Consider the following 16,356-nt stretch of genomic DNA (forward strand, 5'->3'; position numbering starts at 1 on the left):
GAACGCTTGCGCCTTATATTCTGGTGAAAAATTTCTCAGCAAAATAGCACTATGAGCCGAACGTCTGTTCTGCGCTACCTATCTCCACAAGCCGACAGTCCGCGGTCGGCCCCTTAGGGGTTATACCGCCTGTTTAACGGCATACGCGAGCACTGACAGAGATGGGTAACCCTTAACGCCCAGTGAGATAGTGCAAGACCATACCTGTATATGTTTTAATTAGGGCTTCATCCGAGGGCCGCAAATCATCCTTGGTCGCCGCACCCGGAAGCACGATGCGATCGAGAAAAGCGATGTTGACGAAATAGCTCACCATTCGCGCGGCTTCGTGCAAGTCGTCGTGGATGATCTCGTCGCGGTGTCTGATCAGTTCTGCGGCCAGTAGTTCGATTGCGTCATGGCCAAGCTTGGAGACCAGCGGAACTTCGACATCGGGGTTGAGCCGTCGATACGTCAACAGCGCCCGGCGCAGTCCCAGCGTCTCGGTCACCTGCCGATGCGCCCCGCGGATCGATTGTTCGATCATTTCGCGCAGGTCGGGCGTGTCGCCGGGCTCGTATTTCTCGCCGTCAATAGTGCCATGCTCGACGAACTCGGCCATGCGTGCGTCGATACGCTCGACATAGCGATCAAACAGCGCTGGAAGCAGCGCCTCTTTGTCCTCGAAATGGCTGTAGATCGATCCGACCGCCACCTCACCCTGGCGCGCGATATCGGCGATGCTGATCGCTTCGAATTCCTTGCTTTCGAGCAGTTGTTCGAGCGCAGCGAGGATGTTTTCCCGGGTTCTCGCTGCGCGCTTCTGCTTAACTTTCGCCATCGCATCGCTCCTTTCGCATCGGCACGCATCCCGCAAGCCTCAATTCGATATTGAATCTGAATTCATATTCAGTATTAGGCGAGAGAACCGTTTGCAAGACTGATTCGAAAGGACCCTCCATGACCATGACCACCCCCGGGACGGCTAACGTGGTTGACCTCGCGCAGCCGACCCAACGCCGCACCCCCGTTCCCGCTTGGGCCGAAATCCTGCTGGTGATCTCCACCTTCTGCATCGTGCGCGAAATCCCCGGGATCGAATATACCGGTCCGGTGGCGCTGATCGCATCGGTGCTGGTCATCACCGTCCTTCTCCGGCTGCGTGGGACGGGATGGAGCTCGCTGGGCTTACGCGGGCCGCAAAGCGCACGCGACGTGCTCAAGGGGGCGGGTATGGTGGTTCTCGTCTTTCTCGGCGCGGCGCTGACCAATGCGATCTCGATGGTCGTGCTTGGCTCGCTGCTCGGCGCGGAGGCCGAACGCGAATTTATGGATGTCTCCACCTTTCCAAAATATCTCATGATGATGGGGATCGTATGGACCACCGCTTCCTTCTGCGAGGAAATGGTCTTCCGCGGTTTCCTGATGCACCGTGCAGTGGAAATGCTCGGATCCAGCCGCATCGCCTGGATCCTCGCCGCAATCTTCCAGGCCGTGCTGTTCGGCCTCGTCCACGCCTATCAGGGGATCGGCGGGATCCTGACCACCGGCCTCATCGGCCTCACTTTCGGGCTGCTTTATTTCGTCGCGCGGCGCAATCTCTGGCCAACAATCATCGGCCACGGGCTGGTCAACACTTTCGGAATCACCGTGCTGCACCTGCAGGCGACCGGCGCGATCAACACCAGCGGCCTCGGCTGAACCAGAGCACACTGACACGAAGGAGAACCGCCATGAACTGGAAGAAACCCACCCTTGTTGGCCTCTGGTCGCTCGTTGCGCTCGCCTGGCTAGCCGTAGTCGGGATTTACTTCACCGATCCGTCGAAAGCGCTCTGGGTCGGCACCGTCGCCTGCGCGGCGATCATTTCCGAAGTCGCTGTTTGGACCACCGCCGCCATCCTTGGTTTGAGCGTGATCGAAAGCCGCAAGCGCATCTGGGCTCGTATTCGAGCGCCATTTGGGGACCGGTAACAGCCAAGATTTGAGAGGGTCGTCCTCTGTTGAATAGCGACCCTTTCTCCGCTTCGCCGCTCACAGTTGGGTGCCCCGCCGTCATGCCCTAGGCGAATGACTGCATACGCGTAATTTCTTCCAAATGCGGACGGTCCGTAATCGGCCCAAAAGCCGCACATTTTAGATTCTCGTTGCTGGTGCGGCGATCTGAATACTGCTTGTGCGAAAAAACCTCCAGGTTCTACGGCAGCGCAATGGAACTGCCCTGTCTATGCAAGCGGCACTCTCGCTCTTCGGTACCCCCCTAGCGACGACGGCCCGCTTAAACCATCAGATGAAAAGCGTCGCCAAAGCCTCCTCGGCGTCATCACGCACTAAATGACCATAATGCTTCTCGATCATCGCGACGCTCGTACCAGATAGTTGCGCCACGGTTAGGATAGGAAGACGAGCGCGGATTAGGTCAGTGATAACGCTATGGCGCAGGGTGTAGGCAGTGGTGGCAGCGGGGAGGCCAGCGGCCTTCACTGCTTCCTTTATTGGGTACTTCCAAGCGTCCTTGTTCCATGCCGAGCCATCCGATCGGGCGAAGATCGGCGCATCGGAAGCTTTGCCATCCACTTGCTTGGCCAGGAAGGCAGAGATCGATTGTGGAGTTGTAATCTGTCGAGGCTTACCGTTCTTGTCGCTTCCAATGGTGAGCGAACGTGTCCGCTTGTCGAAGTCACGGACCCTTAATGACGCAAGTGCGCCTGGACGAAGAGGCAAGAGGCACAGAGCTTTGATAAATGGATTTGCCGCGCTATCGCTGGCATCGAGAAGGCTCTTCCGTTCTTCCCGATCAAGATAGAGTTCTCGCCTCCTATCAGCACCCTTGAAAGGCCGAAGCGCTTCTTGCCAGGCGGCGTCAGTATTTGGCTCGCCCGGCTTGATTACTCGTCCTAGCGCAGCCCGCAATGGAACCATATCACGGTTGACCGTAGCCTTGGCTCGCTTTTTGGTTTGCTTTTGACCGATCTTGTTGCGTGAGACGAGAGCTGGAGTTTCCTCCAATCGTCTACGCCAGGCTCGAAGATGGTGTCGTCGGAGCTTGTCGAGTTTTACCATTCCTATCGGGTCGTGATTGACATGTCGCCGAAAGACACCCTCCGCAATCGATCCTGGCTTTTCTTGCAGATACGCTATGCAAGCATCCTTGACCGTCGCGATGGTTCGCGGGCGCTCACCCCCGCTCTCAACGGTTTCGGCCCAAATCTCGGCATCCAATTTCGCCTGCTTGAATATCTCATGACCGGAGAGTGTGCCGTAGTCGCCCAACCGCTTACGTGAGTTGCGTTTTGTCTCTGTATTGTAGGCTCGGGCGAACCAAGTACCTCCAACCTTTTTCCTGGAGGGGCGAAAGCCAACGTAACAACCTTGCCTTAATCGTTGCCAATAAGGCTCATCGCCAGGCCTTGGCTTCAGCTTGTCCCGTTCTCCAATTCGGCTCAAATCGGGCAAATTTCGCTAATTCCAAATCTATGAAAAAAACATGAAAAACTTGGGTGGACGTCACCGAACTCCCCAGATTGATTTTATAGCATTATTTGTCCTAGTAAAGTCGCCAATGTACTACTTCCCACCCTTCACACGGGTGGGGTCGCAAGTTCAATCCTTGCCGCGCCCACCATTTTCCGCCCTTACAAATGCAAAAGGCCGCCCCGGCGGGACGGCCTTCGCATCGCGTCGTCGATCGATCAGGCGACTTTCGCGGACTTTGCGGACTTTGTCTTGTGCGGGGCTGTCGATGTCGCAGGAGGCGTAGTTGCTTCGTTCTCCGCATTCCGCTTGTCGAAATGCTTCTTCGCGAAATAGCCGCCTGCGCCCAGTACCACCATTGCAGGCAGGCTGAGACGGCGGATGGCCGTAGCGGCTACTACACCGAGCGCAGCACCTGCCGGTCCTCCGACGCCGCGGGTTTGCTTGGCGACCCTGTCGCCGACGACTGCTCCGATAATCTTGCCGATCATGTCGATTTCTCCTTTGGGCACTGAACGGTCTGGCCCGTCGGGAGTTCCGCGGATCAATCCCCGGATGAAGCGATGCCATGCGCCAGCAAATCGTTGGCGCGCCGTGCGATTTCTTCGAAAGCCGGGTCGCCCTCTCGCGCCCATATCGCATAGCGTAACCCCAGAAATACGTTCATCCCCATAACCGCCCAGGCTTCCGGCGCGCCGAGACCGGATATGAACTCGCCGCTATCGTCGCCTGCCTTCAGCCGCTCTTCAATACGCGTGCCGATGGTTTCGTAATGTGCGCGGTAGCTGTCGGGATCGACGAATTCCGCCTCGTCGATAATGCGGTAGATTTCCTTGTTCTCCGACGCGAAGGAAAGAAACGCGTGCAGCGCCGCATGTTCGATTTCCAGCGCCCCCATCGAAGGCGAGAGGGCCTGGCGCGCGGCCCGGCCCACGCCTTCGCTCATGTCCGAAACCAGCGCCCGGAAAATCGCGTCCTTGCTATCGAAATAGGTGTAGAAACTGCCCAGCGCCACCCCCGCACGGCGGGTAATGCCGCTGATCGACGCATCGTGAAATCCGTGATCTGCGAACTCCCTCGTCGCTGCATCGAGCAGTTTGCGCAGCGTCTTTCGCCCACGTTCCGTACGGGGCGCCTTGGCTTGGTCGGGCCCCTGCTCAGCCTTCATTTCAATCCCCCTCGCATGGCTCGACGCTACCGATGCCATCCACTCGACGCAACAACAAACTTGAAAGGTGGTTCAGGTTTCAGTATCAGGGGAAACATATAAAGATATTGGGAGGGAGATCCACATTATGAAAACCACCAGATTCCTCGTTGCGGGCCTGCTTGGCAGCGCCGCAACCGCCGCGTTCCTTGCAGCGCCCGCGTCTGCCCAGACCACGGATGAAGACCAGGCGGCCCCTGTCGTGGATGACGATAACGTTATCGTGGTGACAGCGCGCCGGCGTGAGGAGAGCATCCAGGACGTACCGCTTTCCATCACTGCCATTTCCGGCGAAGCACTGGCCAAAAGTGGCACACTCGAGATTACTGAGATAGCGCAGGAAGTGCCCAACCTCACGCTCGAGGTCAGCCGCGGCACCAATACAACCTTGACCGCATTCATTCGCGGCGTCGGTCAGCAGGATCCTGTGGCTGGCTTCGAAGCCGGAGTGGGACTCTATGTTGACGACATCTACCTGAACCGCCCGCAAGGTGCCGTGCTCGATATCTACGATGTCGAGCGGATTGAAGTTCTACGCGGACCGCAGGGCACTCTGTACGGCCGCAACACGATCGGCGGCGCGATCAAATACGTCACGGCCGCCCTGCCCGACGAGACCGAGATCAAGGTCCGTGGGACCTACGGATCTTATAATCAGGCAGATCTGATCGTCACCGCATCGACACCAGTGTCCGATAGCCTGAAGGTGGGCGTCAGCGGTGCCCGGCTGTCGCGCGGCGGTTTCGGCGACAATCTGGTTCAGGAAGGTGTCGAAAACTACAACAAGGATGTGTGGGGGGCCCGCGGCACGATCGAATTCGACAATGGCCCTCTCTTCATCCGCCTGTCTGGCGATTATGTGAAAGACAATTCGGACCCGCGCCAGGGTCACCGCCTGCTGCCCGGCGCATTTTCCGGCGCCCCCGTCCTCGACGATGTCTATGATACCCGCGCCGGGCTTGATGTCGTGGATCAGGAGGTCGAAGCCTATGGCGGCGGCCTGACCATCGCGTATGAGCTGAATGACACCATGACGGTCAAGTCGATCACCGGCTACCGCAAGGATCATTCGACCACTCCCATCGATTTCGACAGCCTGCCCCAGGCCGATCTCGATGTGCCCGCCATCTACCGCAACAAGCAATTCAGCCAGGAACTCCAGTTCCTTTATGAAGGTGATCGCCTATCGGGCGTCCTTGGTGCCTACTATCTCGATGCCAGTGCCTTCACTGCATTCGATGTGGCACTGTTCACGACGGGCGCCATTCCGTCCGTGAATCTTCCCGGCCTCAATGCGCAGACGCTGGGTGATGTCGATACCAAGACCTGGTCGATATTCGGCGATTTCACCTACGATCTGACCGATCAGTTCAGTCTCTCGGTCGGAGGCCGATATACATGGGACAAGCGGACCAGTCGCATCCTGCGTACCACGTTCGTCGGCGGGTATTCCGATCTCTTCCCGCCCACTGACGCGGTCCCGATTGCCGTCACGAGCGACTTCAACGGCAGTGCTACGTTCAAGGAATTCACCCCGCGCGCCTCGCTCTCTTTCAAACCGAACGCTAATCACACTTTTTACGCCACCTATTCGAAAGGCTTCAAGGGCGGCGGTTTCGATCCGCGCGGCCAGACCAGCCAGGCGCCGGACCTCGATGGCGATGGCGATATCGACTATGCGGACCAGTATGAATTTCTCAGCTTCGCGCCCGAAACGGTCGACAGCTACGAAATCGGCTGGAAAGCCTCCCTGCTCGACGACAGTCTGTTCATCAGCCTGGCCGCTTTCAAAGGCGATTACACCGACGTTCAGATCCCCGGCTCGGTCGGCGTCGACAGCAACGGCGATGGCATCAGCGACAGCTTCGTAGGCATCACGTCCAATGCGGGCGATGCGGACGTCAACGGCGTCGAATTCGAAGGCCGGGCCGTCGTCGGTCGCAATTTTGCCGGACCCGGCAGCCGCCTGACCTTCAACTGGGCGCTGGGCGTGCTGGATGCCAAATACAACACATTCATCGATGCTTTTGGCAATGACGTTGCGGATCAGCGCGTATTCCAGAACACCCCCGACGTAACCGTTAATACCGGGTTCGATCTGGGCATTCCCGTGGCCAGCGGGATCGTGGATTTCCTCGGTTCGGTTTCGCTGCGCTCAGACGCGAGCCAGTTCGAACTGCCCGGGCCGCTTGATCAGGATGGTTATGCATTGGTCGATGCCAGCATCGTCTACACCGACGACAGTGATCGCTGGTCCATCGGCATCCATGGGAAAAACCTCTTCGATCAGCGCTACATCGTGTCCGGATACGATTTCGTCACCGGATCCGTCCTCGGGCTGGAGGGGAACCTGACTGCCTTCTACGGCGATCCACGCCGCGTATTCGTGACTGGCCAGGTCAAATTCTGACCACACCGAGACTCGGCGAATTGTAAATGCAAGGGGTGGAGCGATTGCTCCGCCCCTTTCGTCATGCGCCCGACAGAAGACGCTTCGCGTCGCTGATCGGCGTGCCAGTCGGAATACCATAAGTCTCGGTATAATCGGCGAACCGTTCGCTCACCTCTTGTTCCCTTAGCCCGAATTGCTCCAGACTGTAACGGTGCGGTCGGCGCTTGAGCCTCGCCGAACGGTCGAGATAGCGCTGCATGGCGGGGATTGCCGGCGCCATATCGAATCCGAGGAAGCGGTAGACACGTTCCATCGTTCCCCGCCAGTCGCTTTCCATATCCTCGTACTGGATGTCGATCATGCGGTTGGCCGGAATCAGGTCGCGCGAAGATCGCATCCGTTCGATCATGGTGGCGGTCTTGCCCAGCCACTCCCGGCCCGTACGCGCAGCGTCGCAGTGATCCGAATAGATGATCTGCTGATTCCAGGCCAGCGAGGCTGCGCTGGCCACGAACTGCTTCGGATCGCGATGAGTGAATATCAACCGTGCATCGGGAAACACTTCGAGCAAGGCTGGCAGGTCGAGCATATGTTGCGGCGTTTTCAGGATCCACGGGCGCAGGGAACTTTCCTGCTGTGACCAGCCGATCAGACGCAGAAGGTTCGCCATGTGACGATATGCGGGGACCGGGTCTTCGTCTTCGCACCACTGCGCATAGGAGGGCACGTGCCACTGGGCGTCGTGTTTCATGCTCCACATGCTTGCCACCAGCAGACCGAGTTCCTCTTCAGGTTCATACGGGCCGGTGGGATGGATGGAGAGAGTGCGCGGATTGGCCAGCCGCGCAACCTTCATGATCCGGCTGGCCAGCTTCGGGCGGAAATCCTTTTTTTCTCCGGCCAGCACCTGTTCGAACTCCGGACGTGGTACCGGGCTGATCGTCTCGAAACTGCGCAGATGCGCGAAACGTTTGTCTCCCGCCAACAGACGATGAAGGCGCGTCGTTCCGGATCGCATGGGCCCGACGATAACGACCGGGTTCCTCAATGGCCGAGCGAGAATTTCAGGGTGCCGTTTGAACCACATCTGCGCATACAGCCGATCGCGCAAAATATGGTGAAATTGCTTCATCGCGGACAGGTCGCCCGCCGCGTTGAGCCGCGCCTCGCCCTTCACGCTGTCCAGTAGCGCATCGAAGGGCCGCTCGAACCAATCATCGCCGAAATCATCGAGACCGGTTGCCTGCATCGCACCGTCCAGCAATGCATTCTTATCCAGTTGTGCAGGATCTATCGCCCCTAGCTTGCGACCCGCTCTTATCACGCCATCCGCCACATCGATGAAATGCGTACGTCGCGGCGGCTGGATTGGCTGGTCGATCAAGGTGGGGCCTCTCGAACTGTGCTAGGTGCCCCTCAACGTATTCTTCGACAAGTCGTGCCCGCAAAAGGGGGGCCACGTGGGAAGTGACTGGCCAATCGTGGTACGAAAAGGCATAGGCCGCGACCATGCACGACATCGCCTATATCAGAGCCAATCCGCAAGCTTTCGACGCCGCTCTTGCACGTCGCGGCGCCGATCCTGTGGCGGATCGCATTATCGCCCTCGACGCGAAAAAGCGCGAAGCGAGCACCAAGGTCCAGCAGGCGCAGAGCCGCCGAAATGATGCCTCCAAGGCGATCGGACAGGCCATGGGCCAAGGCGACAAAGACAAGGCCGAAGCGCTCAAGGCCGAAGTTGCCGAAATCAAGGCCAGCATGCCGCAATGGGAAGATGCCGCCAGTGCCGCCGGCAGCGAACTCGACGATCTGCTCGCTACGCTTCCCAACCTTCCAGCCGACGACGTGCCCGATGGGAAGGACGAGGCTGACAATGTCGAAGTCTATCAATGGGGCAAAAAGCGCGCATTCGATTTCGAACCGAAGGAACATGCCGATCTCGGCCCTGCGCTGGGTATGGACTTCGAAACCGGGGCCAAGCTGTCGGGCGCCCGGTTCACTTTCCTGCGCGGCGACATGGCGCGGCTCCACCGCGCGCTGGCGCAGTTCATGCTGGATACGCAGACCCGCAAGAACGGTTATACCGAATGCAATCCGCCGGTCCTGGTCAATGACGACGCCATGTACGGCACCGACAAACTGCCCAAGTTTGCCGAAGACAGCTTCCGCACGACCGACGACCGCTGGCTGATACCAACGTCGGAAGTTTCGCTGACGGCTTCCGTTGCGGGTGAGATTCTGCCCGATCTCACCCAACCGATCCGCCTGACGGCGCACACCTTGTGCTTCCGCTCGGAAGCAGGCGCCGCGGGCCGCGATACGCGCGGCTTCATCCGCCAGCATCAGTTCGAAAAGGTGGAGATGGTCAGTATCTGCCGCCCTGAAGACAGCGCTGCCGAACACGAGCGTATGACAGAGTGTGCCGAACAGCTACTTCAAACGCTTGATCTGCCATACCGTCGCGTACTGTTGTGCACCGGCGACATGGGTTTCGGCGCGCGAAAGACATACGATCTGGAAGTCTGGCTGCCTGGCCAGGGCGCCTGGCGCGAGATCTCCTCGTGCTCGAATACGGGAGATTTCCAGGCTCGCCGCATGAATGCACGCTATCGCCCGGAAGGTGAAAAGAAGACCGCTTTCGTTCACACTCTCAACGGCTCGGGCCTCGCAGTCGGGCGCACCTTGGTGGCTGTGATGGAAAATTACCAGAACGCCGATGGCAGCGTTACCGTGCCGGATGCGCTCACGCCCTATATGGGCGGAGTAGACAGGCTGGAGGCCGTGTCCTGATGCGTATCCTCCTTACCAATGATGATGGCATTCACGCTCCTGGCCTCAAGGTTCTGGAAGGCATCGCACGCCAGTTCAGCGACGATATCTGGATCTGCGCCCCGGACGAAGAACAGTCGGGTATGGGACACGCCCTCACGCTCGCGCGCCCCGTGCGGCTCCGCAAGCACGACGATCGCCGCTTTTCCGTGACCGGGACACCCACCGACGCAGTGACCATGGGCATGCGCAAGGTCATGGACGCGCAACCTGATGTGATTTTGTCAGGCGTCAATCGCGGTGCCAATCTGGCTGACGACATCACCTATTCCGGCACTGTCTCGGCCGCGATTGAAGGAGCACTAGCCGGCATCCGCTCAATCGCGCTCAGTCAGGTTTATGCGAAGGAAGGCATGGGCGCGGACGTCCCGTTCAGCGCCGCCATCGAATGGGGTGCCAAAGTGCTGGCTCCGCTGCTCGATACACCGCTGCCGCAGCGCACCCTCGTCAATGTCAACTTCCCACCCCTTCCCCCAGCGGAAGTCAAAGGTATCCGCGCAGTTCGGCAAGGTTTCCATGACTACTCGCGCGGAACCGTAGTTGAGGGCCGCGACCCGCGAGGGTTCAAATACTACTGGTTTGGCCTGGAAGCGATTGAACACACGCTGGATCATGGCACTGATCTGGAGGCGATCGACGAAGGTTATATTTCGGTCACCCCCCTCCAGCTGGACCTGACCCACCACTCGTCGCTCGGCGCGCTCGCAAACCGTTTTACTTCCTAAGCGCGATTATGTTGACCTTGCACCGTTCCCCGCCCACCTAGCGTAAGCATGAGCAGCAATAAGCAGGTCGACCGGATTGCCGCCAGCACCACGGTGCGCACCTATCGCGGTCCGCGCTTTCAGCCGCTAAGGCGCGCGTTAAAGATACCGGTGTGGGGGGACCTTGGTATCCGCCTCGGTCTCGCGCTGTTCCTCATCTTCGTGGTCGTCATGATCCACTGGTGGGACCGTGAAGGGCTGGTCGACAATCTCGACGGCGAAGTAAGCTTTCTCGACGTCATCTATTTCACGATGATCTCCATTACCACGACTGGTTTTGGCGACATCGCCCCCATTTCGGATCGCGCGCGGCTGGTCGAGGCGGTGATCGTCACGCCCATTCGCTTCGCGGTTTTCTTCATTTTTGTGGGTACGGCCTACAATTTCATCATCAAGCGCAGCTGGGAGAAATGGCGCATGGCCCGCATTCAGGAACAGCTTTCCAACCACATCGTGGTGCTCGGCTACGGCATTTCCGGCTCCGAAGCTGTCGGTGAACTGATCGAACGTGGAACCGACCCGTCCTGCATCGTCGTTATCGATCCAAGCGAGGAAAGGCTTCACGAGGCAGAAGCCCTGGGCTGCAACATAATGGCTGCCGATGCGACGCGCGATCAGACGCTGAAGGCCGTCCGCATCAGCGAAGCCCAGAACGTTCTGGTATCCGCGGGTCGCGATGATACGACGATACTGATCACATTGACCGTGCGCGCCCTTGCGCCGCATGTGCCCATCAGCGCGGTTGTGCGGGCGGACGATAACGAATCCCTGGCCAGGCAGGCTGGCGCAAACAATGTGATCAACCCTGTTCGTTTTACCGGACTGCTTCTCGCCGGAAGCGCAAAGGGCGAACATATCGCTGAATATCTTGCCGACCTCGCCAGCGTTTCGGGCCGCGTGCAGCTTGTCGAACGCCGGATTACCGATGAAGAGTGCGGCCTGGCCATCAGCGAGCTAAAAACAGGCGGCCGCGGCTTGCGCGTTTATCGCAACGGGCGGGCGCTCGGTTTCTGGGAAGACGAATGCCAAACTCTTCAGAGCGGCGATGTCGTGGTGGAAATCATACCCACGCCGAATGGCGAAACCAATGGCGATGGGCGGGATCGCGACGATCTGATCGACGCATAGACTAACGGAACAGCAGAAAAACTCCGCCCATCGCTGCCATGCCGACAATGAAGTGCCCGGCATCGATAAGAAAGAGCGTCAGCGTTTTGCGCATAAAAAGATAATTGATGCCGATCGCCGGCACCATGATTGTGGCGCCGAAGCCAACGGCCATCATCATCACAGCACGATCACTCGCCCCGCTACGCGCAATCGAATGTCCAAGTGTAAGTGCGATCATCAGTTCAGCGATGAAGGCGAGACCGAAAATCAGGCCCATGTTGCCGCGCTTTAACTGTTCACCGGAAAGGCCTGCCGCTTTCTGCCAAGCCTTTCCGAACACCAGTCCATACCAGATGACGCCGACCAGAAAGAACGCCACGGCACCGAGCACCACCGCCAACCAGTTGATTTCGCCCATTTTCCAGCCTTCCGCTATTGCGCAGTACGCACGACGCTAGCGCAATGGCGCATAGAGGTGTAGAGGCGCGCGCAATCATGACCACCACTACCACCCCGATCCCCGACCAGAAGAAGGTCGGTATGGTTTCCCTCGGCTGCCCGAAAGCGCTGGTCGACAGCGAACGCATTCTAACCCGTCTACGCGCGGATGGCTATGCGATGAGCCCGGATTACGCCGGTGCCGATGTGGTCCTTGTGAATACATGCGGCTTTCTCGATTCGGCCAAGGAAGAAAGCCTTGCTGCCATAGGCGAAGCAATCGCAGAAAATGGTCGTGTGATCGTGACCGGCTGCATGGGTGAGGAGGCCGACGCCATCCGCGCTGCCCATCCGCAGGTCCTCGCCGTAACAGGTGCGCATCAGTACGAACAGGTGGTGGACGCGGTTCATACCTATGCCCCGCCCTCCCAAGGTCCGTATGTCGACCTGATCCCCCAGCCGGATATCAAACTGACGCCGCGCCATTACAGCTATCTGAAGATCTCCGAGGGCTGCAACCACTCCTGCGCCTTCTGCATCATTCCGGATCTGCGTGGCAAGCTAGCCAGCCGCAGGATCGATGCGGTGCTGCGCGAAGCAGAGAAGCTGGTTGCCGCAGGAACGAAGGAACTGCTTGTTATCAGTCAGGATACCAGCGCCTACGGTGTCGACACACGCCACGAAACCCGCACCTGGAAGGGTCGTGATGTTCGTGCGCATATGACCGATCTTGCGCGGGAACTGGGACAGCTCGACATTGGCGGCGGCACCCCTCCGTGGGTTCGGCTGCATTACGTGTACCCCTACCCCCATGTAGATGCGGTCATTCCGCTCATGGCCGAAGGGTTGCTGACGCCGTATCTCGACATACCCTTTCAACATGCGAGCCCCAAGGTCCTTCGCGCAATGAAGCGTCCTGCCAATGAGGCGAAGGTGCTGGAACGCTTGAAGGGCTGGCGGGAAATTTGTCCTGAAATCGCTATTCGTTCTAGCTTTGTCGTCGGCTTCCCTGGAGAAACCGAAGAGGATTTCCAGTACCTGCTCGACTGGCTGGAAGAGGCTCAACTGGACCGTGTGGGCGCATTCCGGTTCGAACCTGTCGATGGTGCACAGGCCAACAATCTGCCCGACCCGGTGCCGGAATCCGTCAAAGAAGACCGCTATGCCCGCATCATGGAAGTGACTGAGCGTATCAGTGCCGCCAAGCTTCGCGACAAGATCGGCAAATCGATCCCCGTGATAATCGACGAGGTTGGCGAGCCCGACGAAGATGGCGACATTGGCGCAACCGGTCGCAGCCAAGCCGACGCGCCAGAAATCGACGGCGCGGTTTACCTTCGCAATGTACCTCCAGACCTATCGGCAGGCGACATCGTGGATGTTTTGATCGAAGATAGCGATGCGCATGATCTTTTCGGAGCAGCCTGCGCCTAATGCGATTTTAGGGCGTCGCCCGAATGCGCTCCTTCGACACCACAACCCTTATGCCGTTCAGCAACAAGGGTAATTTGCCGGCGCGTTCGCAACTGCCTGTCGACGTATCAGCGTTCTTTACCGGTAATTCCTAAAGCCAAATTTACCACTGAAACCCACGGTTTGGTGGGAACCCGGTGGACTCTCTCACCCTTCGTCAAACCTTTTTTAAACTTAAGACCTCCATAAGGGTACTCGATGGGCGAAACACGCACCTCGAACCCTGCCAGGCATCTCCTTGCCCGGACACGTACGCGTTCTAGCGGCCGTGTGTTCGAACGTCTGCGCCACGTACTTTGGGCCGGACTGATCAGCCTTGCCCTATTTGCTATCACTTTTTTCGATCCGATCGATCAATTCTTGTGGTTGACCCAGTCCCGTATTGCTGATCGTAGCCCGTCGGGGGACGTGATATTTGTCTCTTCCGACGAGGTGTTGAACGACCCCGATGATCCGAAAGCCCGTTTCAAGGTCGCTTCCGCTCTGAACGAACTAGATCGACGCGGCGTAGGCAAGGTTTTTCTGGATGTAACATTTCCAAAGTCTAGTGATGCGCAGGCAGATGAGGAACTGGCGAAGGCTATCGCTCACCTCGGGCCCCGTATCACTCTTGTTGATCGCGTGATTTCCGGACCAGGCCTAACTAAGGAGCGCCGAGCAACAGCCAACTCAATTGCCGGGGGGGCGGATAGAGTAGTTTCCGACCAAACTGACAGAAACTGGTTTGGCTTTGCGTGGGAACTGCACCACGCTTACAAATACGATGGAGCTGCTTTTCGTGGCTTCGGATCAGCGATTGCTGGTGCACAAGGTGACGCCAATTCTCCCTACATCGTGGATTATGGCTTTGCTCATTTAAAAATTCCCATCCTAGCTATGCAAAGTCTGGACCGTGAGGCTTCTGGCCTCTCTAGTTCGCCGATCGACGTGACAAGCAAAGTCGTGGTCTTGGGGCACAGCAATCGTGTAGCAGGCACGCAGCAGCCAATACCGATGATGATTAATGCCCCGGCCAGCTTCGTAGACATTTACGCCGGTGAAACGCTAAAGGCAGGTCACACACAATACCTCAGCGGTGCTGTGGTATTGTGTGCCTTTGCGTCGCTTTTGAGCGCAGCTCTTATTCTCGGTATCACTAGAAAGCGTCGATGGATAAGCTACGTAATATTAGCTCTACTCGCACCAATATTGCTGTTTGTTACAGCGAAGTTGGGTATTCGAGTTGACCTCTCGTATACGGTGGGTTTTCTAATAATCTTTGCAGGGTTTCGCTCGCGTAGCCGCTGGAAGCGCCGTGTTGAGATGGTCAACGGCGAAACAGGTCTGCCAAAACTCCGTGCACTCGAAGCTCGCTTATTAAGGGACAATGTTTGTTCCGGCCATATTGTTATCGCGCGAATTCAAAATTATGAACGTGTTTTAAAAACACTAAAAGCGGAAGATAAAGGTAAATATGTACTGAAATTCGTAGACCGCCTTCGAGCAGCTGACCCCAAGCTAGCCATTTACAGTGAAGGCCACCACTTGGGCTGGCATGTCGCAAATGACGTGACTGACGACGTCATCGAACATCTTGAAGGCTTGCGCGCTATATTTGCTGCACCAATACAGGTTGGTGGTTATTCAGTTGATGTGGGTATTACATTTGGCGTGGCTACCGTCGAAGGCGATCCTGCCGCACGCCTTGCCGCAGCAGTAGCAGCGGCGGAAGAGACGTCTGAAGCACACAATCCAATTACCATTTCAGAAACCGGATCGCAGAGCGACCTTCTCTGGGACATTTCTCTTCGAGCGCGCATCGACGAAGCCATGGAAGTTGGTGAAATCTATTGTGTTTACCAACCGAAGATCGATTTAGTGTCCAAGAGTGTCGCTGGCGTAGAGGCATTAGTGCGATGGCACGATCCAGCGCGAGGTTTCATATCGCCTGTTCATTTCATCCAGCAATGTGAAAAGGCGGGGCGCATGGAGCATCTCACGCGCTTCGTATTGCAAACCGCATGCTCAGCAGGAAGGTTACTGCACTTTCGCGGTCACAAAATCACAATGTCGGTCAATATATCCGCGACGTTATTGGGAGATATGCGAATTGCTGGGTTAGTTCGAAACGCGCTTCAGGCAGCCGATTTTGATCCCCAGTACCTTGTTTTGGAAATCACCGAGACTTCACGCATATCCGATTATTCAATAGCTGCTAGCATCCTAGATGAAATTAAGACCATTGGCGTCAAAGTATCGATGGATGATTTCGGGATCGGATCTGCAAGTTATGAGGCGTTCTACGAACTACCGTTCGACGAGATCAAGATCGACCGCTTGTTTGTTTCCAACATGGCCAAGGATCCGAAGGCTCGCGCAATTGTAGCCAGCATCGCGTCGATGGGCCGGGAAGCGCGAATCAATGTGGTGGCCGAGGGGCTCGAAAATCCGCAGGACATTCATCTACTTGAGGTGATCGGTTGCCAACAGGTACAAGGGTATGCGTATTCTCGACCCGTTTCTCTATCTAACCTTCTGGAATTAAAGGATGCAATGGATAGCCAAGCCTCGGCGAACGCAGTTTAGACTTTACAAACAAACATGGTTAATGGCAGTTAACTCCTGGACCAACAGGAGGCTATGGCTATGTGGAATATCTGGAAGTGGCTCTTCACTGCTGACTAAGCACAATCGAAGAGAGAATCTAAAAGG

14 protein-coding genes are annotated in these 16,356 nt (G+C 57.4%); 8 read left to right on the forward strand and 6 right to left on the reverse strand.

Annotation, left to right across the window (positions count from 1 at the left end):
• Window positions 1-172: 172 nt before the first annotated feature.
• Window positions 173-820, reverse strand: coding sequence for a TetR/AcrR family transcriptional regulator (locus ACIGGE_RS00005; protein ID WP_397489027.1), 648 nt, complete (start codon window positions 818-820; stop codon window positions 173-175).
• 119 nt (window positions 821-939) lie between these two features.
• Between ACIGGE_RS00005 and ACIGGE_RS00010 the strand changes: the two genes are divergently transcribed.
• Together ACIGGE_RS00010 and ACIGGE_RS00015 are read left to right on the forward strand one after the other, a co-directional pair.
• Window positions 940-1,680 (forward strand): CPBP family intramembrane glutamic endopeptidase, encoded by a 741-nt coding sequence (locus tag ACIGGE_RS00010; protein ID WP_397489028.1) that lies wholly within the window; start codon window positions 940-942, stop codon window positions 1,678-1,680.
• Window positions 1,681-1,712: 32 nt separating this feature from the next.
• Window positions 1,713-1,952 carry a hypothetical protein gene (locus tag ACIGGE_RS00015; RefSeq protein WP_397489029.1) on the forward strand — a complete coding sequence of 80 codons (240 nt, stop codon included), beginning with the start codon at window positions 1,713-1,715 and terminating at the stop codon, window positions 1,950-1,952.
• A gap of 312 nt (window positions 1,953-2,264) precedes the next feature.
• Here the strand turns inward: ACIGGE_RS00015 and ACIGGE_RS00020 are convergent, their stop codons facing one another.
• From ACIGGE_RS00020 to ACIGGE_RS00030, 3 genes are all read right to left on the reverse strand, one after another.
• Window positions 2,265-3,251 (reverse strand): tyrosine-type recombinase/integrase, encoded by a 987-nt coding sequence (locus tag ACIGGE_RS00020; protein ID WP_397489030.1) that lies wholly within the window; start codon window positions 3,249-3,251, stop codon window positions 2,265-2,267.
• Window positions 3,252-3,670: 419 nt separating this feature from the next.
• The gene (locus ACIGGE_RS00025; RefSeq protein WP_222828356.1) at window positions 3,671-3,943 is read right to left on the reverse strand and encodes a hypothetical protein; all 273 of its coding nucleotides are present in this window, start codon (window positions 3,941-3,943) and stop codon (window positions 3,671-3,673) included.
• A 53-nt stretch (window positions 3,944-3,996) separates the two neighbouring features.
• On the reverse strand, window positions 3,997-4,620 hold the full coding sequence (locus ACIGGE_RS00030) for a TetR/AcrR family transcriptional regulator (RefSeq protein ID WP_221597948.1): 624 nt from the start codon (window positions 4,618-4,620) through the stop codon (window positions 3,997-3,999).
• A 127-nt stretch (window positions 4,621-4,747) separates the two neighbouring features.
• Between ACIGGE_RS00030 and ACIGGE_RS00035 the strand changes: the two genes are divergently transcribed.
• Window positions 4,748-7,069: a TonB-dependent receptor gene (locus ACIGGE_RS00035; protein WP_397489031.1), complete on the forward strand. Its 2,322-nt coding sequence runs from the start codon at window positions 4,748-4,750 to the stop codon at window positions 7,067-7,069.
• Between the two features lie 61 nt (window positions 7,070-7,130).
• Here ACIGGE_RS00035 and ACIGGE_RS00040 read toward each other — a convergent pair whose 3' ends face one another.
• Window positions 7,131-8,435, reverse strand: a complete 1,305-nt coding sequence (locus tag ACIGGE_RS00040) for a sulfotransferase family protein (protein ID WP_397489032.1) — start codon at window positions 8,433-8,435, stop codon at window positions 7,131-7,133.
• Window positions 8,436-8,560: 125 nt separating this feature from the next.
• Between ACIGGE_RS00040 and serS the strand changes: the two genes are divergently transcribed.
• The 3 genes from serS to ACIGGE_RS00055 are packed head-to-tail and all read left to right on the forward strand — an operon-like array spanning window position 8,561 to window position 11,772.
• Window positions 8,561-9,841 (forward strand): serine--tRNA ligase, encoded by a 1,281-nt coding sequence (gene serS, locus ACIGGE_RS00045; RefSeq protein ID WP_397489033.1) that lies wholly within the window; start codon window positions 8,561-8,563, stop codon window positions 9,839-9,841.
• Window positions 9,841-10,605: a 5'/3'-nucleotidase SurE gene (surE, locus tag ACIGGE_RS00050; protein WP_397489034.1), complete on the forward strand. Its 765-nt coding sequence runs from the start codon at window positions 9,841-9,843 to the stop codon at window positions 10,603-10,605. Before serS ends, surE begins: the two co-directional genes overlap by 1 nt.
• A 48-nt stretch (window positions 10,606-10,653) precedes the next feature.
• Window positions 10,654-11,772 carry a TrkA family potassium uptake protein gene (locus ACIGGE_RS00055; protein WP_103022462.1) on the forward strand — a complete coding sequence of 373 codons (1,119 nt, stop codon included), beginning with the start codon at window positions 10,654-10,656 and terminating at the stop codon, window positions 11,770-11,772.
• Window position 11,773: 1 nt separating this feature from the next.
• Here the strand turns inward: ACIGGE_RS00055 and ACIGGE_RS00060 are convergent, their stop codons facing one another.
• Window positions 11,774-12,172, reverse strand: a complete 399-nt coding sequence (locus ACIGGE_RS00060) for a DUF1761 domain-containing protein (RefSeq protein ID WP_397489035.1) — start codon at window positions 12,170-12,172, stop codon at window positions 11,774-11,776.
• Between the two features lie 77 nt (window positions 12,173-12,249).
• Here ACIGGE_RS00060 and rimO point away from each other — a divergent pair, with 77 nt between their 5' ends.
• Both rimO and ACIGGE_RS00070 read left to right on the forward strand, forming a co-directional pair.
• Complete coding sequence (rimO, locus tag ACIGGE_RS00065) at window positions 12,250-13,626, forward strand: 30S ribosomal protein S12 methylthiotransferase RimO (protein WP_397489036.1); 1,377 nt, start codon at window positions 12,250-12,252, stop codon at window positions 13,624-13,626.
• A 237-nt stretch (window positions 13,627-13,863) separates the two neighbouring features.
• The gene (locus ACIGGE_RS00070; RefSeq protein ID WP_397489037.1) at window positions 13,864-16,230 is read left to right on the forward strand and encodes an EAL domain-containing protein; all 2,367 of its coding nucleotides are present in this window, start codon (window positions 13,864-13,866) and stop codon (window positions 16,228-16,230) included.
• The last annotated feature ends 126 nt before the right edge of the window (window positions 16,231-16,356 follow it).

This window comes from Qipengyuania sp. NPDC077410, from assembly GCF_044543405.1.
Classification (GTDB): domain Bacteria; phylum Pseudomonadota; class Alphaproteobacteria; order Sphingomonadales; family Sphingomonadaceae; genus Qipengyuania; species Qipengyuania pacifica.